We start from the raw sequence: 24167 nt of genomic DNA on the forward strand, positions 1-24167 counted from the left end.
CCCCCACACCTTCTGAGACCCCGGAGCCCCGCTCGTTGTTAAGGATGGATCGTAGGGGATCCTCCTCGACCGAGCGCCCGGAGTGTCGCCGGACCGGCTGTGAGCCTGCCGGGGCGGCGCCGGCTCTTGGCCGTGGGGCCGCCCACCCCCCATGTTGGGACCCGCCCTCCGGGTCGGTGACCTCGTGCGGGCCGACCCACATTCCCTGGAGTCGTCGAATGCGCTTCCGTCACGCGTGCACCGCGATGCTCACGCTGCTCACCGCCTGCGCGGCGGAGTCCGGCCCCCCGCAGGTCGTCGCCGCAGACGTGCTGCGCACCGGAGATCCGTACGCCCGGGGCCTGAGCGACGCGGACTTCCCGCGCATCAAGGAGCTGGCCCCCGGCGTCTACTCCTACGAACAGCTCCGTTCAGCAGGAGACGAGCGCTTCACCACCGTGAGCCTCTTCGTGGTGACCGATGAGGGCGTACTGGTTGCGGACGGTCAGGGCAACCTGGAGGAGACCCAGCGGCTCGTCGACACGATCGCCGGGCTCACCGACGAGCCCATCCGTCATGTCGTGATCTGTTCCGATCACGGAGATCACACCGCCGGCAACGCCGCCTTCCCGGCCGGAGCCGAGTTCATCGCGCATCCCACCTCCGACGCGGCGTTGCGCGCCAGCGCGGCCCAGACCGCCCAGCGCCCCGAGTCGGCGCCCGTCGTGCTGCCCACCTCGCTGGTCTCGGACGCCCGCACGCTCATGCTCGGGGACCGGGAGATCCAGATCCTGCACCTGGGCCGCGCCCATACCGGTGGGGACCTGGTGGTCTACCTCCCGCGCGAGAAGATCCTCTTCATGAGCGAGACCTACTTGAATCGCATCTTCCCCGCCATGCGCTCGGCCTACCCGTCCGAATGGGTCGCGATGCTCGAGCGGGCGCGAGCGCTGGACGTCGACGTCTTCGTGCCCGGTCACGGGTTCGTCGACCCTCCCGCCGTGCTGAGCGAAGAGCTGGACCGCTACACCGAGGCCGTCCGGCAGGTCATCGCTGAAGCGACACGCCTGCACGAGGCTGGCCTCCCGGTGGACGAGGCGGTCAATCAAGCGCAATTCGGAGACCTCGAGAGCTGGACGTTGCGCTCCAGCCAGGGCGCCACGGCAGTACGGCGCGTGTACATGGAGCTCGCCGGTGAGCTCCCTGGAGGTCCTGGGCGGTGAGTGCGAGCGGCATTTCCACGGTCGGCGCCCTCGCGGCGCACGCGGCCCAGCGCCCCGCCAATGATCCCATCTTCGCGCTGAACGCCGAGGCCACCCGCCGGGCCGCCGCGGGTGAGTCCATCCTGAACTCCACGTTGGGCGCCCTGATGCTCGACGACGGGCGGCTCGCCACCATGCGCACGGTCACCGAGGCGCTGGGCCGCGTGCCGCCCGAGCGCGCCGCCGGCTACGCTCCGATCGGAGGGGACCCACCTTTCCTGAAGGCCGTCATCGAGGACCTGCTGGGCAGCGGGGCCCTCTCGGAGCAGGCCGTAGCGGTGGCAACCCCGGGTGGCACGGGAGCGCTGCATCACGCCGTGATGAACTTCCTCGACCCCGGTCAGGCGCTGCTCACCACCAGCTATTTCTGGGGCCCCTACCGCGTCATCGCCGAACACGCCGGGCGCCGGGTCGAGACCTTCGAGATGCTTGGCGCGGACCTGCGCTTGAACGTGGAGGCCTTCGCGCGCGCGTTGGACGAACAGATCGCGCGTCAGGGCCGCGCCTTGGTGGTGTTCAACTTCCCCTGCCACAACCCCACGGGCTACTCGCTCGATGCCGAGGAATGGGCGGCCGTCGCTTCCGTGGTGGCGGAGTCGGGGCGCAGGGCGCCGGTGGCGTTCCTGCTGGACCACGCCTATGCGCGCTTCGGGCCGGAGCACGCCGGAGGCTGGGCAGCGCAGGTCCCGCGTCTGCTGGAGGCCGCCACCGTCCTCTTCGCCTGGACGGCGTCGAAGTCGTTCTGCCAGTACGGCGCCCGCGTGGGTGCTTTGGTGGCCGTGCACACGGATCCGGAAATGCGGGCCCGCATCTCCAACGCGCTCAACTATTCATGTCGGGCCACCTTCTCCAACTGCAACCACCTCGGGATCCTGGCCGTCACCGAGCTGCTGACCGACCCCGTCCTGGCGCGGCGCTCGACCGAGGAACGAAGCGGCCTCGTGGAACTCCTCGATGAGCGTGTGCGCGCCTTCAACGACGCGGCGGCTGCGACGACCTTGCGCTACCCGCGCTACGAGGGAGGCTTCTTCGTGTCGGTCTTCACGGACGATGGCGAAGGCGCGGCCGCGCGCATGCGGGAGGAGGGCGTGTACGTCGTGCCGGGACCCAAGGCCCTACGGGTCGCGCTCTGCGCCACACCGGCTGGAGCCATCCCGCGCCTGGTCGGCGCGCTGCACCGTGCTGTGCCGCTGAGCGGAGGCTGAGCTCCCCCGCGTTCCGGCGGGAGGGGCACGCGGGCGGCCTGCATCAGCGACCGCGCCCCGGCGGGCCGTGTCAGCGACCCGCGGCCGAGCGGCCCTGGCGGATGATGTCCTCCGCGGTGGGACCTTGCAGCAACAGCGCCAGGAAGCCCTCGCGAATGCGCCCTTCGATGCTCTCGGCGTTCGCGGTGATCATGTCCGCGAGCCCGGCGCGGCGCGCTTCGGCCAGCACACGCTGGTTGCCGGCCTCGGCCGCCTCACGGTCTCCTCCCAAGGCGCGGGTCAAGCTACCGATCCCGCAGGCCAGTACCGAGTAGCCCCCCAGATCGGCGATGGCCGGCGCGTCCGCGACCGCATCCGCGTCCTCCAGCATCAGCATCGCGATGACCTGTCCCTCCGGATGGGTGGGGCTCCAGACGTCGGCCTCGGCAAAGAAACCGATCGCGGTGCGCGCTTCGTCCACGCCGCGGATGTGCGGCAGGACCACTCCGTCGGCGCCAGCATCCAGGATCTCGCGCACACGGGCCCGGGCGATCTCCTCTCCTTCCGCCGAGATCGGAGGAATGCGCACGAGCAGCGTCGGCCGCGGGCCGATGGGTGCGTCGGCGACTCCGGCGGAGATCTCCCTCACGGCCTCGGGGTCGTAGGCGCCCTCGAGATTCAGGAACAGGAAGTCATAGAGGGGATTGGCAGCCAGCGCCGCGCCACCCGCACGGGTGTAGACGGGCGCGGGACGCGGCCCCTCGCCTCTGGCCCCATCGCCCGCCGCTCGCTCGTCCGGCACGTAGATCCCGAAGGCGGGAAGCCCCCGGTTCCACAGGGCGACGACTCCCGCCCCTGCCGGCTCCTCGGTCGCTGTCGAGGCACCCCGGGCGCTGCCCTCGCCGCCGCAACCCGCGAGGGTCAGTACAGCGAGCAGCGCAAGAACGCGACCGCTCACGACGCGGGTCGGGCACCACCAGAGGTGCGCTCCAGGAAGGACACCAGTGTGTCTCGCCACTGGGGGAGGAGGCTCTCCTCGACGTACATCATGTGCCCCGCAGTGAAGTCGGCCCGTTGGATGTTGTCCCGCAAATGAGCGGGCAACCCCATGTGATCCATGGTCCACACGGCCGCAAAGTACGGTGTGGCCAGGTCGTAGATTCCGTTGACCAGCAGCACCTCCAGCCGGGGATTGCGTTCGATGGCGCCTGCCAGATCGGGAGCCACGTTGGGGATCCCGCCGAGGCCGAACCCGATGTTGTTGCCGCGGTTCCAGTTCCAAGGGCCGATCCCACCCGAGGGTGTGTATTCGCGATCGCCGCCGTAGCCCAACTCGCCGCGGAGGTAGCTGTTGAACGCGGAGGTGTAGGCGGAGCTGATGGCGGTCGATTGCGGATCGTGGCTGGGACGCGTGCCCAGCCGGTCGCCGGTGGGACCGGTGAAGCGTGCGTCCAGACGACCGACCACCAGTCCTTTGTCGCGCAGCAACTCCTGCTCGAAGGCCGGCGCGCTCACCCGGAGGTCCGCCTTGTCCAGGTAGTCGGTACTCAGACCGGTGTACCGGTGCATCTGCTCCAGCACGCGCGCACGCTGGGCCGGGTCCACCGTGCCGCCCGCCAACAACGTTGTCGCATAGTCAGTCAGCGCCCATTGCTCGACCTCGCGCTTGAACGCCTCCAGGTCCGCCGGCTCGCCTCCCGGGAGGGCGCCGAGATAGGCAGCGATGACGGCGTACGAAGGCAGGTTGACGATGTAGGGGAGGTCCGCGCCGTCGGGGAACAGGATGGTGTTGAAGTCGAGCACGGCCGATACCAGCACGATCCCGTTGAGATCGATGTTGGCGTTCTGCAGGTGGCGTGACAGCACCGCCGAGCGGGTGGTCCCGTAGCTCTCCCCCAGAAGGTAGCGGGGCGAGTTCCAGCGCTCGTACTGGGAAAGGAAACGGCGGACGAACTGCGTGATGGAGCGAGCGTCCTCGTCGAGTCCCCAGAACTCCTCGCCTTTGGTGTCTCCGAGCGTACGCGAAAACCCGGTCCCGATCGGGTCGATCATCACGATGTCGGCCCGATCGAGCAACGTGTACTCGTTGTCGACCAGTTCATAGGGCGGCGGCGCCTGCTGGCCCACCTCGGGCGTGCGGACGCGGCGCGGACCCATGATGCCCATATGCAACCAGAAGGACGCCGAGCCGGGCCCGCCATTGTAGGAGAAGACAACGGGACGTGGCTGACCGGCGGGGACGTTCGTGCGGAAGTAGGCTGTGTAGAACATCTCCCCGGTCGGCGTTTCCGTCCGGTCCCGCAGGATGATGCTCCCCACCACGGCGTCGTACTCCACCACCTGGCCCGCCACCGTGATCCGGTGGTGACTCTCCCAGCGAGCCGGCTCCGGCGCCGCCTCCTGGGCCGGGAGGGGGGCCACGGCCCACAGGGCCAGCAGCAGGGGCGTCGCGCAGTTCCGCAGGGTCATGCGAGTCTCCTCGTGGTCCGTGCTTGTCCAGGGGAGGGTAATGTGCCACCCTCGCCTCTCCCGGCAAGCGCTCCCCGGCGCCTCCGCCCATCCTGCAGCCACCCTGCCCGGCTCGCTCATGGACGTCTACCTCATCGATGGCACCTACGAGCTTTTCCGGCACTACTTCGGCGCCCCTTCCGTCCTCGACCGTGAGGGCCACGAGCGTGGCGCGGTCGTGGGCGTCCTGGCCTCCGTGCTCGGCCTGATCGAGTCAGGCGCGACCCATCTGGGTGTCGCCACCGACCATGTGGTGGAGTCGTTCCGCAACGACCTCTGGAGCGGCTACAAGACGGGCGAAGGCCTCGAGCCGGTGCTGTGGGAGCAGTTCCATCCGTTGGAAGAGGCCCTGAGCGACATGGGGGTGGTGGTCTGGCCCATGGTCGAATTGGAGGCCGACGACGCGCTTGCCTCCGCCGCCGCGCGGGCGGCGGCCGACCCCGACGCCCAACGGATCTTCATCTGCACCCCGGACAAGGACCTGGCCCAGTGCGTGTTCGGAACGCGGGTCGTGCAACTCGATCGCCGCAAGCGCGAGGTGCGGGACGAGGCAGGGGTCGTTGCCAAGTTCGGCGTCATGCCCGCCTCCATCCCCGACTGGCTGGCCCTGGTGGGCGACGCAGCGGACGGCTTTCCCGGGGTCCCCGGCTGGGGTTCCAAGTCCGCCTCCACCGTGCTGGCCCGCTACCACCACCTGGAGGGGATTCCCCCCGACCCCGAGACCTGGGAGGTGCAGGTGCGAGGGGCGCGCCGGCTCGCGGACAGTCTCCGCGAACATTGGGAACACGCGCTGCTCTTCCGCCACCTGGCGACGTTGCGGACGGACGAGGCGCTCTTCGAACACGTCTCGGAGCTGCGCTGGAGGGGTCCCAGCGAGCGATTCGCCGAACACGCGCGCCGGCTCGGGGCTCCTCAACTGGCCGAGCGGGCGGGCCGCGCCGCCGAACGCGCTGTTTAGCGCTTGGCGGGGGTGATCGGCGTCAGGATCCGACGGCGCCGGACGCAGGCGCGGGCACCGGTGCCGTCGCAGCCGGCTCTTGCCGCGGTCCGGCGACCAATCCCAACTCGGCGGGCCGCGCGAACAGATACCCCTGCCCGGAGCCGCAACGCATGGCGCGCAGCATGCGCGCCTGTTCGTCGGTCTCGATGCCTTCCGCGACCACGCCCAGACCCAGGCTGTCCGCCATGCGCACGATGGTGCGCACCAACTCCTCGCCCTCGCGCTGCGCCGTCATGGTCGAGATGAAGGAGCGGTCGATCTTGAGCGTGTCGATGGGGAGCTTCTGCAGGTAGGCCAGGGAGGATTGCCCGGTCCCGAAGTCGTCCATCAGCACACGCACGCCCAGGAGCTTGAGCTGCCCCAAAGCCGCAGCCGCGCGGCGAGGGCTTTCGATGATGGCGCTTTCGGTGATCTCGATTCTCAGGCGATGCGGGGGGAACCCGGTCTCGGCCAGGACCTCCTCCACCACCGCCGCGGGATTGTCCTGCGCCAGATGCTTTCCCGACAGGTTGACGCTCAGGTAGGGCATGTCGTCGGGTCGCATGTGGGCGAACCACTCGACCATCTGGCGGCAGGCCTGTCGCAAGACGACCGCCCCGAGCGGGATCACCAGCCCGGTATCTTCCATGACGCCGATGAACTCGCCCGGAAGGAGCAGGCCCCGCCGTGGGTGCTGCCAGCGGACCAGCGCTTCCAGGCCTTCGACCTCCCCCGACGCCAACGACACGATGGTCTGGTAGTGGACCACGAACTCCTCACGGGCCAGCGCACCCCGCAATTCGGTTTCCAGGCGCAGCCGCTCGGTCAGACGCTCGCGCATGGTTGCGTCGAAGATGGCGAACTCGGGATGCGAGTCCTTGGCGCGATACATGGCGGTGTCGGCGTCGCGCAGGATCTCATCCGGATTCGTGTAGGCGTGCGTGTCCATCACCACGCCGATCGAGGGGCGGATGTAGAGCTCGCGCCCGTCGAGGAAGAACGGCTGGCCCAGTTTGGCCACGATGCGGTCGATGGTGATCTGCACGCCTTCGGGGACCTGGACCTTCTCCAGCAGCACCACGAACTCGTCGCCGCCCAGGCGCGCCACCATGTCGCTCCCCCGCACGCAGCTCTGCAGCCGTTTGGCCACTTCGCATAGCAGGTCGTCGCCCGTCTTATGTCCGAGAGAGTCGTTGACGACCTTGAAGTCGTCCAGGTCCAGGAACAGGACCACAAACGACTCGTCGGACTCCGGCAGGCGAGGACGGCTCGCCAGCCTGGCCAGCCGGTCGAGGAGCAGGCGGCGATTGGGCAGGCCGGTCAATGCGTCGAACACCCCTCGGCGGCTCATGTCCGTCAGCGAACCTGCCAACCGCTCCACCCGACCCTGGGGAGTCCGCGTGCAGGCCCCCCGCACCAGCAGCCAGCGAAACGTGCCATCGGCATAGCGGACGCGGAATTCGTCCTCGAACTGCAGCCCCTCGGAGTGCAGGAAGACGCGGAACTGCTCCCGGACGCGCTCGACGTCCTCGGGGTGGATGCGCCGGACCAACTCGCCGACCCGCCCGCCGAACTCACCGTCTCCGTCGGCGAGAAGGGCCCGGACGCGGTCGGACCAGAGGACCTCTCCGGTGTCCAGGTCCCAGTCGTAGAGGCCGTCGTTGGAGCCGGCCATGGCCAGGCGCATCCGCTGCTCACTGGTGAGCAGCTCCCGCGAGCGGGCGTCCGACTCCTCGCGCAACTGCGTGAGCCGTCCGTACAGGCGGCGGCGCAGCCAGGTCGAAACCAGCGCAGCGCTGATGGCCCCGCCGATCATCAGGCCGTAGCGCATGATCGGGAAGCCGGGGATGGCCAGAGCCGTCGCCCACCACGCCCCCACCAACAGAGCCAGGCCGATCAGCAGCCACTGCAGGGAGACCCCGAACAGTCCGAGCGCCACGGCCAGAATGGCGAAATTGACCGACGCCTGGGGATCGGCGGTCAGGTACATGTGCGCGGCGCAATTCAGGATCATCGCCGCCATGAGAACGATGCCCACGGCGTTGCCGCTGAGGGGCAGGCGGCGGCGCCGACCGGCGATGCCTACGGCGAGAAACAGGATGGAGGTGGCGAAGGCCACCGTGGCCATCAGGGAGGCCGCGTTCTCCGGCAGCAGCTTGAGGTGACCGACCCCGAACGCCAGGTACAACAAGGACAACCCCAGTGCGCCTACCGGGAGCGAGTCCCTGAGCACGTCGTCCTGGGCTTCCTTGGCATTGAAGCTGGCTGATTGGCGGCTCGCGCCAGGGCCTTGCACCACGCTGTCCTACCGGGTCCTGACCTGGATTCCAATTGGATCAGGGGCAGTGGTGCAAGAGATGTGCTCGCCCTGCTACAGGGCAAAACCCGCCTATTCGCGGGCTTCCCGGGCTCCGATCGATACTCCGGTTCCCACACCCAGGCCCACGGCTCCCCCGACCACCAGGCCCACACCGGCGCCGATGAACGGCAGCATGGTCACGAGGGGTGCCGCCACCACGGCGGTGGCTACGCCAGCGAACAGCCCCGCACCGGGAGTATCCACGAGCTTGGTGTAGCGTAAGCGATTGCGCACGAACGACTTCGACTTGATATGACTGGCCAGGCCGGCCGCCCCTGCGAGGCCGAGGCCGATGAGCTCGAACATAGGGCCCTCCAACGTTGCCGGGCTTCGGATCTGCACCGCTCTACGGGCGGTCGGGTCTGCCGGTTTCCGGGGCACTGCCCTCGACCAGGGTCGCGTCCAGGATCCGATCCCCTTCCAGGATGGCGTCGACCACGTCCAACCCGAGCTCGACCTCCGCGAACACTGTGTAGGCATGATCGAGCCGGACGTTGTCGACCAGATTGAAGAAGATCTGGCCATCTCCGGTGTCCCGCCCGCGAGTGGAGATCCCCACGGTACCCCGCCAGTGCGACACCCTTCCCACCTCGTCCCGGGTGTAGGCCCCGTGGCCCGCGTACTCGTTGGCGCCGGGACTGGCACCCTGGACCACAAAGTTGGGCTCGACACGGTGGAACGTCAGGCCGCGCAGTCGACCACTCCGGACCAGGTCCACGAAGCGCGCGACGTTGGTAGGCGCCAGGGCTGGGAGCAGGCGCAGTCCGATCCGGCCGCCTCGCTCCATGTCCAGGAGGACGCGCGTGCGTGCCCAGCGATCCAACTCGGCGTCGATCGGTAGGGGCCCGGGGGCCCGCGGCCGAGGCGCCGCACTGGTTTCGACACCCGTGCGCCGGGTCAGCGCCGCCGCTGCCGCCGCGGCCACCACTGGGTCCCGGTCGGTGCTGTAGCGCTCGAGAGCGCGGATCAAGGACGAGTCGGCGAACTCCTCCACGCGCTGCAACAGCGCCATGCGCGGATCCCTCAACGTCTCCATGTCCTTCGCCGACAGCCGCTCCAGAGCGGCGAGCAGGGCACCGACCCTCTCTGCCCCATCCGGGCTGCCCTCGAGGGCCTGCGCCGCGGTCAGCACCAGCTGCGGGTCGTCGGCGCCCAGCGCTTCAGTGAGCGCGTCGTCGACCGCATGACCGGCCAGGGACACCCGACCACTCAGTGCGGCCGTGCGTACATTGGCGTCCGGGTCGGCGCTGAGCCGTTCGAGGACCTCCGTACGGGAGGCCAGCGTGGCCGCGCGCGCAGCATAAGCGCGTACAAACGGGTTCTGGTGTCGCTCGAACGGACCGATGAGGCCCGCGATCCTATCCGGTGACGTGCTGGCCAACGCCACGAGCGCTCGTGCCGGCGCGTGCCACGTGGGCGCGGTCGACAACTCGCCCGCGAGGGACATGAGGGTGGTCCGTTGCCGCGCCGCCTCCGGACAGGGGCGCCCCAGCAGCTCCAGCGCCACGTTGACCACCTGCGGATCTCCCTCGCGCACGGCGAAGAGCAGCGGCTCGCATCCGCGAGAGGCCTTGAGCGTACGTTCCCAGGTCCGCAGGGCCTCGATGCGGACGCGGGGTTCGGGGTCGGAGATCGCCAGAGGCAGGCGGTCCCGCAGCAACGCGGGTGCGCCGCTGGCCAGTCCGGCGATCGCCACCCGGCGGACATCGGCATCCGGGTCGCCCAAAGCGGCTTCCAGGAGCGGACCGGACTGCGCCTCCGGCAGACGGGGGAGCAGTGAGGTCGCCAGGCGTCGCACCCGCGCCGCCTCCAGGGAGGACTCGGCCCGTCCCCAGTCGGCCAGGCGGGCGATCGACCGTTGGGCCGCCCCCGAGGGACGGCGCTGCCCCACCCGGTAGAACGCGGACAGGCCCAGGGTCGCTTCGACCAGGGCCTGCGGCTGAGAGGCCTCCAGCAGTCCGTCGACGATCCCGACCACCAGCGTCTCGGCCGAGTCGGCGCGGGCAGTGGCGCCGTAGGGCAGGCGGCCCAACGCCGCCGCCAGGGCGCCCTGAACGCCAGGGTCAGACTCGTCGACGACGCGCCCGGCCAGGCGGCCGTAGATCGTCGGAACGACGTCCGGACCCACCGCCGCCTGGGCCAGCGCGTTGGCCGCCTCGGCGCGCACGGCAGCGGACGGGTCGTAGAGACCGGAGCGCAGGGTGTCGACCAGGTCGGCGCGCTCCAGTCGGCCGAGCGCCCGCGCGGCCAGCACCCGCCGGGCCGGATCGGCGTCCCGGAGGCCCGACAGGATCGGGGCCAGCCCTTCGGGTCCCGTTCCCCGGAGATCCTCAGCTACCCGCAGCGGGTCTGGGGTCGCCACGACGTCCGGTACCGCTTCCGCCACGGGCTCGCGGGCGCAGGCCGACAACAGGGTCAGGGCAGCGGCGGCCACCCGAATGAGCCCGGCCTTCTGCCTCCACAGGGTCATCGCGGTCCTCCCTCGCTCGGTTTCCCCCAACCTATCGCTCGCCCGCGCCCGCGCACCCCCAGCACCCCGGCGCGAACGGCCTTCAGGCGTCACCCGGGTCGGCGGTCGCGTCGATGGGAAGGTCCTCGGCACTGGCTCGTGCACGCATGCGGAAGGCCTCTCCGGTCAGCGGCCCCGCGTAGTGGTAGCCCTGCACATGATCGCACCCGAGGTGGCGCAGACGCTCGGCCTGTTCGCGCGTCTCCACTCCCTCGGCCGTGACCGACAGGCCGAGCGCATGCGCGAGCCGTACGACCGCCTCGACGATGGCAGTGTCCCCCTGTCGCTCGCCGAGTCCGGCCACGAACGTCCGATCGATCTTCAGGAACGAGACCGGCAAGTCGCGAAGATAGGTGAGCGACGAGTAGCCCGTCCCGAAATCGTCGATCCCCACCGCGGTGCCCCGCTCCAGGATGCGCTCCAGTCCGGCCCGTGTCTGGGCCGAGGCGCGGATGAAGGTCGTCTCCGTCATCTCCAACCACAGCCGCTCCGCGTCGAGGCCATGCCGGTTCAGGGCGCGCTCCACCATGCCGGTCAGGTCGTCGTGGTCGATCAGTCGCGCCGACACGTTGCACGAGACGAACAGGCGCGACTCAGGCCACTCGTCCGCCCAGAGACGGGCGTGTGCGCACGCTTGATCCAGCATCCACTCGTCGATGTGCGTCACCAAGCCCATACTCTCGGCCACCGGGATGAACTCGGAGGGAGCCACCAACCCCAGATCCGGATCGAGGCAGCGCACGAGCGCCTCGGCACCGACCAGCGAGCCCGTGTGTACGTCGATGATGGGCTGGAAGAGGATGCGCAGGGCATCGTTCTCCAGCGCCCGCACCAGCAGCGTCTCCGCTTCCATCCGTCGGACGGCCCGTTGCCGCAGCTGCTCGTCGAAGACGGCGTGGCGGTTCCGTCCCGCCTCCTTGGCCACATACATGGCGGTGTCCGCGTCGCGGAGCAGGGTCTCCGGGGTGTCGGCCGCCGAGGCCCAGGCGATCCCCACGCTGACGGTCGGATGCACCTCGTTCCCGTCGATCAGCACCGGGCTGGACAGCACGGCGCGCAGGCGGGACACGATGCCTTCGACCTCGTCGAGGTCCTGCACGCTCTCGCAGAGGACCACGAACTCGTCGCCTCCGAGCCGGGCCACGGTATCACCGACTCGTAGGAACTCTTCGAGCCGAGCGGCCAGGGTCACCAGCAGCCGGTCACCGACCGAATGTCCCAGCCCGTCGTTGACCACCTTGAAGTTGTCGAGATCCAGGAACAGCAGGGCGATGTTGTCCTGATTGCGACGGGCGCGCGCCAAGGCATTCCCCAGGCGGTCCAACAAGAGCGCCCGGTTGGGCAAGCCGGTCAGCGGGTCATGCAGCGCCTGCCTGCGTAGGGCTTCCTCCGCGCGGCGTTGATCGGTGATGTCGTGCAGCGCGACCACTGCCCCCAGGACCTGGCCGGTCCCGTCGCGCAGCTGGGTGCCGTTGGCACGGCGATAGCGCAGCTCCCCGCCCTTCCCCAGCACGGTGTACTCGTAGTTCCGCACCGAGTCGCCCCGGAAGGCGCGTGCAAGGGGGGCTTGCTCGGCGGGAAGTGGAGTGACGCCATCGACATCGTAAAAGGTGAACGAGTGGATCCACTCCTCGGCATGGCGGCCCAGAGGAATCTCGTGCTGCTCCTCGAAGGCACCGTTGTAGAACGCGATCGTTCCGTCCGCGTCGCAGGCGACGATGCCCACCTCGATCTGCTCGACCAGCGAGCGGAGGTAGTTGCGTTCGCGGCGCAATTCGGCGTGCACGTCCTCGCGGCCGCGCATGTCCCGAACCACGAACGCCAAGGAAGAGGACCCATCGGGCAGCGAGATGGGGCGTGCATGGATCTCCGCTCGGATCCAACCCTCGCGCGCGGTGGCGATGCGCACTTCGAACGGACGGAGCGCCGTGCCCTGTCGCGTGGCGTCCAGGCGCTTCTGCGCCTCCGCGCGGTCGTCGGGGTGCACCAGGCCGGGCGCGACCCGCCCCCGCAACTGCTCGGGATGCCAACCGGTCAGTCGCTCGATGGCGGGTGTGGCAAAGACGACCGCGTTGCCCGAATCGAGCACCACGACTGCGTCGCCCAGCGAACGGAGCAGATCCCGGGGGTCCGGCGCGCATACCGGGGGGGATACAGGCATGGGGGCGCGGAGCGGCAATAGCCACGCCAAACGGAAGGGGGGTGTCTCACCCGTGCAGCAGCCCAAACATGGCGTCCTACCAGGACCTTCGGCCCCGAGCCGCGCCCTGCGCTCGGAACGCGAGTCCCACCCCTGTTCATCCGTGCCCGCTACGCTGTTCCGTGTGTAGGAAACACGTCACACCTGCGACCGGGGCGAGTGGGCCCTCAGCTCACGCCCGGTTCACTCAGGCGACGGACGAGGCGGTACAAGAACTCGAGGCCCTCGTAGAAGGACTGCACGGGGATGGTCTCGTTCATCCCATGCGAGTTGGGATCTTCATAGAACAGCCCAGACACGCCATAGACCGGGATTCCGGCAGTGCGCAGATAGAGAGCGTCGGTGGCGCCGGTGCTCATGATCGGAACTACCGGTACACCGGGCCACATCTCCTCCGTCACCTGTTCGATGGTCCCCAGGAGCTCGGGTGTGAGCGGCGACGGTGGGCTGTTGCGTGCCCGTCCGTCCATCGTGATCGTCACCGTGGCATCGGCTGCGGCCGCCTGCAGGCGCGCGAGCACCGCTTCCGGTTCCTCGTCCGGCAGGATCCGGCAGTTGACATTGGCGGTCGCGCGCTGCGGCAGCGCGTTGGGCGCGTGCCCGCCCGACAGCAGCGTCGCCACGCAACTCGTGCGCATGCGCGAGTTGTATCCGGGGTCCCTGGCCAACAAGCGCACGGCCTCCGCATCGGCCGGGTCGGCCAGCAGCCGTCGCATCATGGCCCCGGTCTCGGCATCCACCAGATCGGCGGTACGACCGAAATACGCCCGCGTCACCTCGTTCAGTCGCACGGGGTGGGCGTAGGCTCCGATGCCCAACAACGCCTTGGACAATTCGTAGATGGCGTTGTCCGGCCTCGGTAGCGAGGAATGCCCTCCAGGATTCGTCGCTTCCACCGTGTAGTTCTGATACTTCTTCTCGCTCGCCTGCACGTTGTTGGAGACGCGCTCGTCCCCCTTCAGCGTGCCCCCTCCCCCTTCGTTGAAGGCGTATTCCGCATCGATCAGCTCAGGGCGATTCTGGATGAGCCACTCCACGCCGTTATGCTCCCCGCCCTCCTCGTCCGCGGTGAGCGCGACGATGATGTCGCGATCCGGCACGAATCCCTCTCGCTTCATCCGGATCAGATTCGTCACGTAGATGGCGGCTTCGTCCTTGTCGTCGGCGACGCCTCGCCCGAAGAAGTACCCGTCCTGCTCGATGAACTGGAAGGGAGGAAGAGTCCAGTCCTCCGGATTGGCCTCGACCACATCGATGTGGGCGAGCAACAGGATCGGCTTCTTGCCCGTGGCGCGGCCCCGGAGCCGCGCGACCACGTTGCCCTCGCCGGGCGCCACTTCGGTGACGACGACGTCGGACGCGGCAAAGCCCTCGGCGAGGAAGCGGCGGGCCATCGCCTCCGATGCCTCGAGCGTCCCGCCGACCGAGTGGGCGGTGTTGATCTCGATCAGCTCCTGGAACACCTCGCGGGCCAGTCTCTCCCAGGGACTGGAGGGTTCCTGGGAGGCGAGCGACCCGGAAGAGAGAGCGAGGGCAGCGACAGCGAGGAGGGCACTGCGGCGCATGGGCGAGCGGACTCCTGTGGAAAACCAAGAAACCAGCGGCTTGCTGACGAGGGGACGGCCCCCCTGAGCGGAGCGCCAACGACCCTCTGGGACGGCGCTATGGTAGCGCCTGGCCCTCCCCTGAGCCATCCGAGACCAGAATGACCGCGATCTGGCTCATCCCCGGCAACTGCAATGGTGTGGGTGCGCTGGACGGTCGCTGGCAGGACATGACCACCACGTCGGGAATCAGGTCCGCCAGGGCGGCGCTCAAGTGTCCGGCCACCGGCCCGGCATGCACCAGCGGGCGGGCCCCCAGCCGGTCCAAGCCCGCCCGCTCCAACGCGAGGTCGAGTGTTCGTTCGGCCGATTCCAGAGCCGGTGGGCTGCCGTCAGGGGAGTCGACCCCCAGGAGGACCCACACTTGCGAGCCCAGGGCTTCGGCGACCCTCTCGGTCCAGGCGAACAGCCTCGAACAGGACGCGGGATCGTCGACGACCACCAGGATCCTGCGAAAATCAACCGCCGCGGCTACTGCCACCGGGGCTCCTGACCCTCCTATCCTCCGTTGCCTCGAGCCGGCACCACCAACACGGGAATCTCCGACCCGCGGACTACCTTGTCCGCCACGCTTCCGAGCAACAGGCGCTCCAGCCCTCCCCGTCCATGGGACGCCATGGCGATCCAATCGGCCTGCGTGTCCTTGGCATGGTCGAGGACGGCATGCGCGATGAACTCAGCCATCACCACTGCGGCTTCGGTCTTGAGTCCGCGCTCGTTCAGCTTCCTGGCGTATGTCTCGATGTATGACTCGGCACGCTTCTTTTCCTCTTCCACGATCTGCCGGTTCTCGACGATCGTGTGCGGCAAGTAGGGGGAAGCCACCGAGTGTGGGAATCCGACCGCCCGCACCAACAGGAGCGTCGCTCCGTCGGTCAGCCCCCAGGACTCCAGGAGACCGACGGTGCGCTCGGCGAGCTCGGAACCGTCGAGGGGTACCACGATGCGCTTGGGTAGGGGTGCGGGGGCCAGGTCGGCCTTGTCGGTTTCGTGGGGTCGGATCAGGAGAACTGGAACCGCGGCGTGACGCAGCACACCGTCCGCCACGCTCCCCAGCCAGGCCCGGCTGAATGGCCCACGCCCATGCGTTGCCAGCACCACCATCTCGGAGCCCTTGTCCTGCACGTGTTCGAGAATGCGCTTGGCGGCAGCGCCGGACAGCACCGTTTCCTCCGCTTCCGCGCGGGCGTCCGCCAACCGGGAGCGGAGCGCCTCGTAGTACTCCTCCAGCATGCGGGCGGCCACTTCCTCATAGCCCGGGAACCCCACTGCGGAGGGGGCTTCGATCACGGAGACGAGATCGAGCTTCGCCCCCGCCCCTCCGAGGGCCCGTGCGTGGGAAAGGGCGAACTCGGCGAATCGCGAGCCGTCCAGCGGAACCGTCACACGCCTTGGCATGGGTCCTCCTTTTCGCGCCCACCGGGACACGGCAACCAGTCCTGTTGAACGAGGTTAGCGGGGCCATAAGTGACGGTCTGTACTGGCTGGATCATCGAGCCCCGTCCGGCTTCGGACGCGACATCTGTGGGGAATTGCCCGACCGTTGCCGATCCGCCATTGCCCCTCGGGGGCAGAACCCTGACTCTAGATGCATGCACTCAAGGTCCAATCACCTGGCCCCTCCGGCCGCCGAGCGCGAGGTCTCCTGGTACGAGCGGGTATTCACCGCGTCGCCGGATGGGATCGTGATCGTGCGCAGCGACGGGACCATCGCCGCCCTGAACTCCCGCGCCGCCGAGCAGTTCGGGTACGCGGTCGAGGAGTTGGTGGACACGTCGATCGAGCGACTGGTCCCGGACGACTACCGGTCTGCCCACCTGGGCCAACGCATGCACTTCGTCGAGCACCCGGGCTGGCGACCCATGGGCGTGGGCTTGGAGCTGCGCGGACGCAAGAAGGACGGGACCGTCTTCCCGGTCGAGATCGCGCTCTCGCCCGTCCATGCGGGAGGCTTGGGCTACGTCATCGCGATGGTCCGTGACCTCACCGAGTGGGCGCGTCAGCGCCACGTCCGTGCCGCGACCGTGCGGGCCATGGAGCGGGAGCGTCAGCGCATCGCCTATGAGCTGCACGACGACGCCTTGCAGCGCCTGGCTGCGACCATCATCCACCTGCGCCTCGCCTCCCGGAGCGCCGACCCGGAGCTGGCCGCGGAGTTGTTGTCCATCCGGGACTCGCTGGGGGAAGCCGCGGACGGGATCCGCCGCATCGCCAGCGGGCTTCGGCCTCCCGAGATCGAGCAGGTGGGTCTGGCCGCCGCGGTCAACGCCTGGATCGGCATGCACGACGAAGAGGACGGCACACCGGCGTTCGATCTCGTGGCGGAGCCCGTGGACGAATTCGTGGACGAGGAAGAGCGACTGGTGCTCTACCGGATCCTACAGGAAGCGATCACCAACGCGGTCCGGCACGCACGCGCGCGCAGCGTGCGGGTAGAGATCGGCATGGAAGAAGCACTGGTCTGGGGGCTGGTGCGCGACGACGGCGTGGGCTTCAACGTACAGGAAGTGACGCGTGAGACCGGAGGCCTCGGCCTGGCCGGGATGAGTGAGCGAGCTCATGTGGTGGGGGCACGCCTGACCATCGAATCGCACGCGGATGGTGGAACCGAGGTCAAGGTGGTCCTGCGCAAGCGGGATCCGTCCGCCTCGATCCAACACACGGAGGCTGAGGCATGATCAAGGTGCTGCTGGCGGACGACCATGCGCTGTTCCGTGCCGGCCTGAAAGCGCTGCTCGAAGCCGAGTCGGGCATCGAGGTGGTGGGGGAGGCCCCCGACGGGGACGCCGCCATCGAAGAGGTGCGGCGCCTGCGGCCAGACGTCGTGGTGATGGACCTGGCCATGCCCGGCACCAGCGGTCTGGACGCGACCCGCCGCATCGCGGCCCTGGGCTACGGGACCCGCATCCTGGTGCTCACTGCCCACGCGGAGGAGGAGTATCTGGTTCCCGTCATCGAGGCCGGAGCCAGTGGCTACCTCACCAAGACCAGCGCCGACCGCACCCTGGTCGACGCATTGCGGGTGGTGGCGCGGGGCGAAGTCTACCTGCCCCCACGAGCCACGACCCTGCTGCTCAAACGCTACCGAGCGGAGGACGAGGAGCAGGACGGGGGCCTCAACGTGTTGAGCGCCCGGGAGCGCGAGGTACTGGCCCTGACCGCCGAGGGCTTCAGCTCCCGGGAGATCGGTGAACGGCTGTTCATCTCACCCAAGACCGTCGACACCTACCGCTCGCGCATCATGGAGAAGCTGGGGCTGAACCACCGCTCCGAGCTCGTGCGCTTCGCGCTCCACGTGGGGCTGTTGCGCGACGTCTGAGGCCGCCGGGTGGCGGAGCGTTCCGTCGGGGGCCTTCCCTGACGACGGTCGCTCCCCCTTCCCGACGCGCCCTTGATCTCAGGCTCCGGCAGACGCCAGGAGCACCTCCGTCCACCGTTCTAGTGTCGGTGGCGGATGGGCAGACGGCTCGACCGCCGGCGATGAGCACCAGGCTTCTGCAGGAGGAGATCGATGACCATCCGGAAGATCCGACCCGGTGAGTGGTCCGCGTACTTCGACGGGATCTCCCACCAGATGGCGGAAGGGGACGAGGGTTGGTCCGCCGACATCGAGGTGTTCTTGAGCGAGAGTGGCGACCAGCAGGAGGCGACCCACATCCCGCTCCAGGGCATCACCTATGACCGGAGAGACAACCGGCTCGAGATCGCCAGCGACGACCTTCGTCACATGATCGTGCACCCCCGGGAGATCTGGGCAGATCCAGGGGACCGTTCGCCACCGGACCTCCTGCTCGTGGTGCGCGAGGACGGCACCCGGGAGAGCGTGGTCCTGAAGCGCCAATGAACGAGCCTCCCCGCCCCCGCTTCCTGGAACTGGCGCCGGAGCGTGCGCTGGAGATCCTGAGCCGGAATCACGTGGGCCGCGTGGCGGTGGCGCGTGATCAGCGGGTCGACATCGAGCCGCTGCACTACGTCTATGACGATGGCTGGCTCTACGGTCGGACCTCCGAGGGCACCAAGATCCACATGACTGGCAGGGAGTGGTGGCCGGTCGCCTTCGAGGTCGACGAGATCGACGGCGTCTTCGACTGGCGAAGCGTCGTCGTGCATGGGGGCTTCTACGTGCTGAAGGAAGACGACCCCCACAACGCCGAGGCGCGCGACCACGCGATCGCGCTCCTCCGCACCCTGATTCCGGACACCCTGACCGAGGACGATCCCACGCCGGCGCGGACCGTTCTGTTCCGGATCTCCGTCCAGGAGATGCGCGGGCGGGAGGCTCGCAGCTACTGAGGAGCCCCCGCTCTCGGAAGAGGCTGGCGAAGCAGGCCGCCAAGGCTTCCATTGATCCCGGAGGCCGGCACGAGACCTGTGCCGGGCCTCCAGCGACCGCCTTTCCGATCCGAGGACCATGAACGCTCCCGCCGCCACCTCCGCCTCCGCCGAGATCCTGCACGCGCACCGGACCCATCTGTTTCCGTGTGTCACGCCGCTGTACGAGGAGCCCATCGTCATGAGCGAGGGCCAGGGCGTCTGGGTGCGTGACGCGGACGGCACCGAGTATCTCGATCTGTTTTCGGGCATCCTCTCGACGTCGATCGGCCACTGTCACCCCCGCCTGGTGGGGGCGGTCCAGCAACAGGCCGCCCGCCTCGGTCACACCTCGACGCTGTACGTGAGCGAGCCCCAGGTCGAGGCGGCCCGGCGCCTGACGGCCATCACCCCCGGCCGTCTGAGCCGCACCTTCTTCACGAACTCGGGAACGGAAGCGATCGAGACCGCGCTGGCACTCGCCTGTATCCACACGGGCCGCTCGGAGATCGTGGCGCTGCGGATGAGCTACCACGGACGCAGCTCGCTGGCAGCCAACGTCACCGCGCACGCATCCTGGCGGCCGCTGGCCACGCAGGTCGCTGGGATCCATCACGCGATCGCGCCCGACCGCTATCGTTGCGCGCTACCGACCGACGACGAAGACGCGCTGGCCGAGTACTTCGCCCGCGATCTCGACGAGGTGATCCGCACGACGACGAATGGGCGTCCCGCCGCGTTCATCGCCGAGACCATCCAGGGCGTGGCCGGCTACACCGTCCCTCCGCAGCGCTATTTCAAGCTGGCTGCTGACATCATCCATGGCTACGGCGGACTGCTCATCGTCGATGAGGTGCAGGCGGGCTTCGGGCGTTGCGGGACGCACTGGTTCGGGATCGAGCATTGGGGCGTGGAGCCGGACATCATGGTGATGGCCAAGGGCATCGCCGGCGGATATCCGGCGGCCGCCACCATGACCCGCCCCGAGATCGCGGAATCCTGGAAGGGCAAGACCATCTCCACCTTCGGTGGCAATCCGATCTCCATGGCCGCCGCGGTGGCAACGCTGGACGTGATGCGGGAGGAGGACGTGCCTACGCGCGCGGCCGAGAGGGGCGCCCAGTTGCGCACGGCTCTGGAAGGCCTCTCCGCCGAATACGAGTGGATCGGCGACGTGCGCGGTCTGGGACTGATGCAGGCGATGGACCTCGTCCAGGACCGCGACACCAAGGCGGCAGACACCACCCGTGCCAAGGCCCTCCTCGAAGCGGCCAAGGCCGAGGGCCTGTTGATCGGGCTGGGTGGACATTGGGGTCAGGTCATCCGCATCGGTCCCTCCCTCCTGGTGAGCGAGGACGAGATGGCCGAGGGGATCCGCAGGCTGGAGCGGGCCTGCGCGCGCGTGGGCCGCTAGGCGGCCGGCCTGCGGCCCCGGAGCCGATGTCCCGAGCCTTCGTCAACGAGGACGCCGGAGGGGAGGCGGAACCGAGATACTCCCTGCCGGAACGGAGTTCGCCCTACTACGACGAGGCGGCGGCCTGGGCCCTCCTGGAGGGCGCCAACGTGGGGAATTCGTCGAGCGCCGAACGCGCCACGGGCTACCGATGGGGTGAGCCCGCCCTCATCGGCCCCATGGAGGCGATTCTGGCGGAGGCGGAGGAAGGCGGTCGGGACCGGGTCGCACAGCTGGCGCGCCGCTTTCTGAGAGCTGCCCGGGCCGGAGGCCGTTAACCCCCTCGCAGTGCACGAGATGGCACGTTTTCTGCCCTTTCCCCGGCGGTTTACGGCTCCGGACCAAGGAAGGACAGGACGTGCCCCCTCAGACCCAAGGCCCTCTTGTGGCGCTGCTCTTCGGCAGCGTCTTCTACAGCGTCATGGCCTGGGTGCTGCTCCGGCACCGACGAGCCCACGGGGCCGGTCCCACGGCCTTCGCCATGGGGACCTGCTTCACCTGGGTGGCGGGGGCGCTGGCCTCCGCGCTGGCCACGACGTTCCGGGGCCAGCTCCTGGCGATCAACGTCGCCTACCTGGGGGCCTGCTTCACGCCCCTGGCCATCCTGGTGTTCGTGGCCTTCTACACGCGGGCCCGACCCATCCCCGTCGGGACGGTCGCCCGCCTGGCCATCGTGCCGCTCATCTCCGCCCTCTTGATCTGGACCAACCCCTGGCACGAGCTGATGTGGGCTCATCCCCCGATGGGTCCCGACGGCAACCTCACCATCCGGGCCGACTGGGGACCTTGGTTCACGTGGATGCACGTGCCCTACCACTGGGGGCTGGTCACGGTAGCCGAGGTCTTTCTGCTGCGGGCGGCTCTGTTCGGAACCCAGGTACCCACCGACAGTGGGCCACGCTTGGGACGACTGCACGCCGCAGCGCTGCTCCTGGCACTCACCGGGACGTTCGTCATCAACATCGTGACGGTCGTGGGGGACGACACGTTCCGGGTCAGCCCCACGGCCATCGCCATCGCGCTCTCCAGCGTGCTCTTCCTCTGGGTGTTCGCACAGATGGAGTTGGTGCCGTTCCGCCACGTGGCCCAGCGTCGCATCCTGAACGCGATGTCGGACGGCGTGTTCGTTGCGGATGAGCGCGACGTCATCCTGGAGTTGAACCCGGCCGCATGCGCATTGGTGGCCGATCCGAAGCACGCGCGCATCGGGGCCCGACTCTCCTCGGTCTTCGGGGACGAGCCCGCCATCCAGGAGCTGTTCCAGCTCCCCGGCGAGATCGTGGAGGAGGTCTCCACCCGTGAGGGCCGGCGGTACGAGTTCCACCTCTCGCCCGTGCACGACGCCAGTGGCAATCATCGCGGGCGCACAGTGCTGGTCCGCGACGTAACCGACCGCAGACGTCAGGAGGCCACGCTCAAGAGCATCGTCGACGTCTCTCCGAACGGCATCCTGCGCATCCGCCCCGTGCGCGATGCGTCGGGCATCGTCGACTTCGAGTGCACCTTCGCCAATCCGGCCGCCGCCGCCTACCTCGGCATCGACCAGGATGCGCTGGCGGGGGCCCGGGCGCTGGAGGCGCTCCCCGCCGTTGGACCCCAGGTGCTGCCCATCCTTCGTCGCGCGGTGGAACTCGGCGCAGCGGAGCAGCTCGAGGTTCCGGTGCAGGGAGAGGCGGAGGATCCACTCTGGTTCCGGATCTTCGTGTCTCCGGTCGGGAACGAACTCACCGTGACCTTCGTGGAGATCACCGAGGAGCGGCGGCGGCAGCAGGAGATGGAAGAGGTGGCCTTCTACGACCCGTTGACGCGGCTCCTCAACCGGCGGGGTCTGGAGCGCGAGTTCGGGGGCATCCCGCTGCCTTCGCGACGTGCGGGCGGCGTGCACACGCTCCTCTACATGGACCTCGATCGCTTCAAGCCGGTCAACGACACCTACGGTCATTCCGCAGGCGACCGCCTCCTCAAGGAGTTCGCGGCCCGGCTCCGGTCGGCGACCCGGCAGGGAGATCTGCTGGCCCGCATCGGCGGAGACGAGTTCGTGGTGCTGCTTGTGGACGTCGACAGTGCCGCCGGCAGGGCTACGCTGGCGCGCGTCCAGGAGGTGACCGATGCGCCCTACTGGCTGGGAGGCGTCACCGTGTCCTGCCGACCCAGCATCGGCATCGCCCAGCTGAGCGAGCGCGGCTCCACCCTGGCCGACGCCTTGATCGCGGCGGACCACGCGATGTACCTGGCCAAAGCGGCCGGGGGTGGCGCGAAGACGGCGGCGGGAGCCCAGCTGGAACCCGTATGAGCGAGGAGGCTGCTCCGGTTCAATCCTCCAGCTCGGCCTCCGCCTCCATCTCGACCCGATAGCCGTCCCCGATCACGCCGGCCGCGATCAGCGTGTTGGCCGGCTGCACGTGGCCGAGGCGCTCCCCATGGGCACGCGAGATCGCCTCCCAGTCCGATTCGTGGCGGATGTAGACGCGGGTGCGCACGAGGTCGTCCAGGCTCGCGCCCAGGGACTGCAGAGCTCCCTCGATCTTGTCGATGACGAAGTGCATCTGTGCAGCGGGGTCGTCGCCGCCGATGCGTCGATTCCCATGGGTCGCCGTCGTGCCCGAAATCCAGATCCGCGGCCCCTTACGCACGGCCCGGCTGAATCCAGCCAGATCCTCCCAGACCGTGCCTGTCAACGCCCGCGTACGCGATCCCGGACCCTCACGCACCGGAAACGGCGCGGGGAGTGCTTCCAGGTGGTGGCTGAGATCGCCTGAGGCGGTCAGGAACGGCGGCCGGCGATACTCGTCGCCCGGCTCGCCCGGAATCGGTGCGAGCGTCGCCCGCGCCTCGCTCAGCAGGTCCAGATCGGCTGCGTCCAACTCGAATCCGAAGACGCGCAGGTTCTCTTCGATGTGTTCCGACTCCCCGAGACGGGCGCCCACGATGATCCCCGCGACCGCGGGCTGCTGCAACACCCACCGACACGCCACATTGGCGACGGAGACGCCGTGCCGGCGCGCAACCTCCTGCGCGGCCGCCAGCAACCGCTGCAGGCCCTGCCAGCCACCCGCGGCGCGCAGAAAGCGTCCGTACTTCATCTGCGACCAGGTCCCCGACCGCTCCCAGTCCGGTTCGGCCACACCCAACCAGCGCTCGCTGAGGAAACCACCGGCCACCGTCCCGTAGCAGAGCAACCCCACGCCGTTCTCTGCACACCAGGGCGCCAGTCGCCGTGACGGTCGGTTGTCCAGCAGCGACCAGCATACCTGGTCGGAGACGATCTCCACTCCGCTGGCGCGAACGACGCGCAGATGTGCCGCGTCGACATTGGTGAGCCCCAGATGGGCGATCAGGCCCTCGTCACGCAGCTCCTGCAGCCAGAAGAGGTCGTCCAGGTAGCGCGGGTCCGCGTAGTTCCAGGCGTGATACTGCAGCAGGTCCAATTGGTCGGTTCGCAGACGGCGGCATGCGCGCTCCACGGCCTCCCGAACGGTGTGCCGCGAGCCGCTCCCGGGCGCCGGTACCCATTTCGTGAGCAGTTGCAGGGTCGGGCCGCCCGCGAGAGCGAGCAGGTGGCCCGCCACCACCTCGGCGGAGCCGTAGTGGTCCGCCATGTCGAAGGTGGTCAGGCCTTTGGCGGCATAGGCGCGCATGGCCGCGGCAGCGCGAGCGGTGTCCACGGGCGCGCCCCCACGCTCCATATCGGCGATCTGCCACAGCCCGGTGATCAGGCGCGTGACGGAAAGCCCGGGCCCGAGCTCGGTGCGAGGAACGGATAGCATGCCTGCGGTCTCCATGCTGGGGCGAAGGCCGTCATATGGGGTGCCCGCCGAC

General features: G+C 68.9%; 20 protein-coding genes. 10 read left to right on the forward strand and 10 right to left on the reverse strand.

What is annotated here, in order from left to right:
• The first annotated feature begins 218 nt into the window (after positions 1-218).
• Both R3E10_18120 and R3E10_18125 read left to right on the forward strand, forming a co-directional pair.
• The gene (locus R3E10_18120) at positions 219-1202 is read left to right on the forward strand and encodes an MBL fold metallo-hydrolase (protein ID MEZ4417678.1); all 984 of its coding nucleotides are present in this window, start codon (positions 219-221) and stop codon (positions 1200-1202) included.
• Positions 1199-2446: an aminotransferase class I/II-fold pyridoxal phosphate-dependent enzyme gene (locus R3E10_18125; GenBank protein ID MEZ4417679.1), complete on the forward strand. Its 1248-nt coding sequence runs from the start codon at positions 1199-1201 to the stop codon at positions 2444-2446. The genes R3E10_18120 and R3E10_18125 overlap by 4 nt, the downstream gene beginning before the upstream one ends.
• A 70-nt stretch (positions 2447-2516) precedes the next feature.
• Here R3E10_18125 and R3E10_18130 read toward each other — a convergent pair whose 3' ends face one another.
• Both R3E10_18130 and R3E10_18135 read right to left on the reverse strand, forming a co-directional pair.
• Positions 2517-3383 (reverse strand): aldolase/citrate lyase family protein, encoded by an 867-nt coding sequence (locus tag R3E10_18130; protein ID MEZ4417680.1) that lies wholly within the window; start codon positions 3381-3383, stop codon positions 2517-2519.
• On the reverse strand, positions 3380-4894 hold the full coding sequence (locus tag R3E10_18135) for a peptidase S10 (GenBank protein ID MEZ4417681.1): 1515 nt from the start codon (positions 4892-4894) through the stop codon (positions 3380-3382). Before R3E10_18135 ends, R3E10_18130 begins: the two co-directional genes overlap by 4 nt.
• 40 nt (positions 4895-4934) lie before the next feature.
• Between R3E10_18135 and R3E10_18140 the strand changes: the two genes are divergently transcribed.
• Positions 4935-5891, forward strand: coding sequence for a 5'-3' exonuclease H3TH domain-containing protein (locus R3E10_18140; GenBank protein MEZ4417682.1), 957 nt, complete (start codon positions 4935-4937; stop codon positions 5889-5891).
• 22 nt (positions 5892-5913) lie between these two features.
• Here R3E10_18140 and R3E10_18145 read toward each other — a convergent pair whose 3' ends face one another.
• The 7 genes from R3E10_18145 to R3E10_18175 all read right to left on the reverse strand — a co-directional run bounded on the left by R3E10_18145 (position 5914) and on the right by R3E10_18175 (position 15982).
• On the reverse strand, positions 5914-8208 hold the full coding sequence (locus R3E10_18145; protein MEZ4417683.1) for an EAL domain-containing protein: 2295 nt from the start codon (positions 8206-8208) through the stop codon (positions 5914-5916).
• A gap of 93 nt (positions 8209-8301) precedes the next feature.
• Entirely contained in the window at positions 8302-8577 is a 276-nt protein-coding gene (locus R3E10_18150) for a hypothetical protein (protein ID MEZ4417684.1), read from the reverse strand.
• A gap of 40 nt (positions 8578-8617) precedes the next feature.
• Positions 8618-10741, reverse strand: coding sequence for a peptidylprolyl isomerase (locus R3E10_18155; GenBank protein MEZ4417685.1), 2124 nt, complete (start codon positions 10739-10741; stop codon positions 8618-8620).
• Between the two features lie 82 nt (positions 10742-10823).
• Positions 10824-12941: an EAL domain-containing protein gene (locus tag R3E10_18160; protein MEZ4417686.1), complete on the reverse strand. Its 2118-nt coding sequence runs from the start codon at positions 12939-12941 to the stop codon at positions 10824-10826.
• 206 nt (positions 12942-13147) lie between these two features.
• Positions 13148-14545, reverse strand: coding sequence for a M20/M25/M40 family metallo-hydrolase (locus R3E10_18165; protein ID MEZ4417687.1), 1398 nt, complete (start codon positions 14543-14545; stop codon positions 13148-13150).
• Positions 14546-14642: 97 nt separating this feature from the next.
• Positions 14643-15065: a universal stress protein gene (locus R3E10_18170; GenBank protein ID MEZ4417688.1), complete on the reverse strand. Its 423-nt coding sequence runs from the start codon at positions 15063-15065 to the stop codon at positions 14643-14645.
• A 17-nt stretch (positions 15066-15082) separates the two neighbouring features.
• Complete coding sequence (locus tag R3E10_18175) at positions 15083-15982, reverse strand: universal stress protein (protein ID MEZ4417689.1); 900 nt, start codon at positions 15980-15982, stop codon at positions 15083-15085.
• 194 nt (positions 15983-16176) lie between these two features.
• On the opposite strand from R3E10_18175, the gene R3E10_18180 reads away from it, so the two are divergent.
• The 7 genes from R3E10_18180 (at position 16177) to R3E10_18210 (ending at position 22641) form a co-directional block, all read left to right on the forward strand.
• Positions 16177-17262, forward strand: a complete 1086-nt coding sequence (locus R3E10_18180; protein ID MEZ4417690.1) for a PAS domain-containing sensor histidine kinase — start codon at positions 16177-16179, stop codon at positions 17260-17262.
• Positions 17259-17903: a response regulator transcription factor gene (locus R3E10_18185; GenBank protein ID MEZ4417691.1), complete on the forward strand. Its 645-nt coding sequence runs from the start codon at positions 17259-17261 to the stop codon at positions 17901-17903. Before R3E10_18180 ends, R3E10_18185 begins: the two co-directional genes overlap by 4 nt.
• Before the next feature lie 192 nt (positions 17904-18095).
• Positions 18096-18428: a DUF5335 family protein gene (locus R3E10_18190; protein ID MEZ4417692.1), complete on the forward strand. Its 333-nt coding sequence runs from the start codon at positions 18096-18098 to the stop codon at positions 18426-18428.
• Complete coding sequence (locus R3E10_18195; protein MEZ4417693.1) at positions 18425-18877, forward strand: pyridoxamine 5'-phosphate oxidase family protein; 453 nt, start codon at positions 18425-18427, stop codon at positions 18875-18877. Before R3E10_18190 ends, R3E10_18195 begins: the two co-directional genes overlap by 4 nt.
• A 118-nt stretch (positions 18878-18995) precedes the next feature.
• Complete coding sequence (locus tag R3E10_18200; protein MEZ4417694.1) at positions 18996-20309, forward strand: aspartate aminotransferase family protein; 1314 nt, start codon at positions 18996-18998, stop codon at positions 20307-20309.
• Between the two features lie 26 nt (positions 20310-20335).
• Complete coding sequence (locus R3E10_18205; GenBank protein MEZ4417695.1) at positions 20336-20626, forward strand: hypothetical protein; 291 nt, start codon at positions 20336-20338, stop codon at positions 20624-20626.
• 80 nt (positions 20627-20706) lie between these two features.
• Entirely contained in the window at positions 20707-22641 is a 1935-nt protein-coding gene (locus R3E10_18210; protein ID MEZ4417696.1) for a diguanylate cyclase, read from the forward strand.
• A 19-nt stretch (positions 22642-22660) separates the two neighbouring features.
• On the opposite strand, the gene R3E10_18215 is transcribed toward R3E10_18210, so the two are convergent.
• Positions 22661-24115, reverse strand: a complete 1455-nt coding sequence (locus tag R3E10_18215; GenBank protein ID MEZ4417697.1) for an aldo/keto reductase — start codon at positions 24113-24115, stop codon at positions 22661-22663.
• Positions 24116-24167: the final 52 nt, after the last annotated feature.

It is taken from the genome of Gemmatimonadota bacterium (genome assembly GCA_041390105.1).
Lineage (GTDB): Bacteria > Gemmatimonadota > Gemmatimonadetes > Longimicrobiales > Gaopeijiaceae > JAGQIF01.

Excerpts from the sequence above, each read along its gene's own strand:
- R3E10_18120 (MEZ4417678.1), top strand. The coding sequence starts at position 219 with ATGCGCTTCCGTCACGCGTGCACCGCGATGCTCACGCTGCTCACCGCC.
- R3E10_18155 (MEZ4417685.1), bottom strand. The coding sequence starts at position 10,741 with ATGACCCTGTGGAGGCAGAAGGCCGGGCTCATTCGGGTGGCCGCCGCT.
- R3E10_18135 (MEZ4417681.1), bottom strand. The coding sequence starts at position 4,894 with ATGACCCTGCGGAACTGCGCGACGCCCCTGCTGCTGGCCCTGTGGGCC.
- R3E10_18215 (MEZ4417697.1), bottom strand. The coding sequence starts at position 24,115 with ATGCTATCCGTTCCTCGCACCGAGCTCGGGCCCGGGCTTTCCGTCACG.
- R3E10_18165 (MEZ4417687.1), bottom strand. The coding sequence starts at position 14,545 with ATGCGCCGCAGTGCCCTCCTCGCTGTCGCTGCCCTCGCTCTCTCTTCC.
- R3E10_18175 (MEZ4417689.1), bottom strand. The coding sequence starts at position 15,982 with ATGCCAAGGCGTGTGACGGTTCCGCTGGACGGCTCGCGATTCGCCGAG.
- R3E10_18190 (MEZ4417692.1), top strand. The coding sequence starts at position 18,096 with ATGACCATCCGGAAGATCCGACCCGGTGAGTGGTCCGCGTACTTCGAC.
- R3E10_18180 (MEZ4417690.1), top strand. The coding sequence starts at position 16,177 with ATGCACTCAAGGTCCAATCACCTGGCCCCTCCGGCCGCCGAGCGCGAG.
- R3E10_18200 (MEZ4417694.1), top strand. The coding sequence starts at position 18,996 with ATGAACGCTCCCGCCGCCACCTCCGCCTCCGCCGAGATCCTGCACGCG.
- R3E10_18205 (MEZ4417695.1), top strand. The coding sequence starts at position 20,336 with ATGTCCCGAGCCTTCGTCAACGAGGACGCCGGAGGGGAGGCGGAACCG.
- R3E10_18150 (MEZ4417684.1), bottom strand. The coding sequence starts at position 8,577 with ATGTTCGAGCTCATCGGCCTCGGCCTCGCAGGGGCGGCCGGCCTGGCC.
- R3E10_18160 (MEZ4417686.1), bottom strand. The coding sequence starts at position 12,941 with ATGCCTGTATCCCCCCCGGTATGCGCGCCGGACCCCCGGGATCTGCTC.
- R3E10_18140 (MEZ4417682.1), top strand. The coding sequence starts at position 4,935 with ATGTGCCACCCTCGCCTCTCCCGGCAAGCGCTCCCCGGCGCCTCCGCC.
- R3E10_18185 (MEZ4417691.1), top strand. The coding sequence starts at position 17,259 with ATGATCAAGGTGCTGCTGGCGGACGACCATGCGCTGTTCCGTGCCGGC.
- R3E10_18195 (MEZ4417693.1), top strand. The coding sequence starts at position 18,425 with ATGAACGAGCCTCCCCGCCCCCGCTTCCTGGAACTGGCGCCGGAGCGT.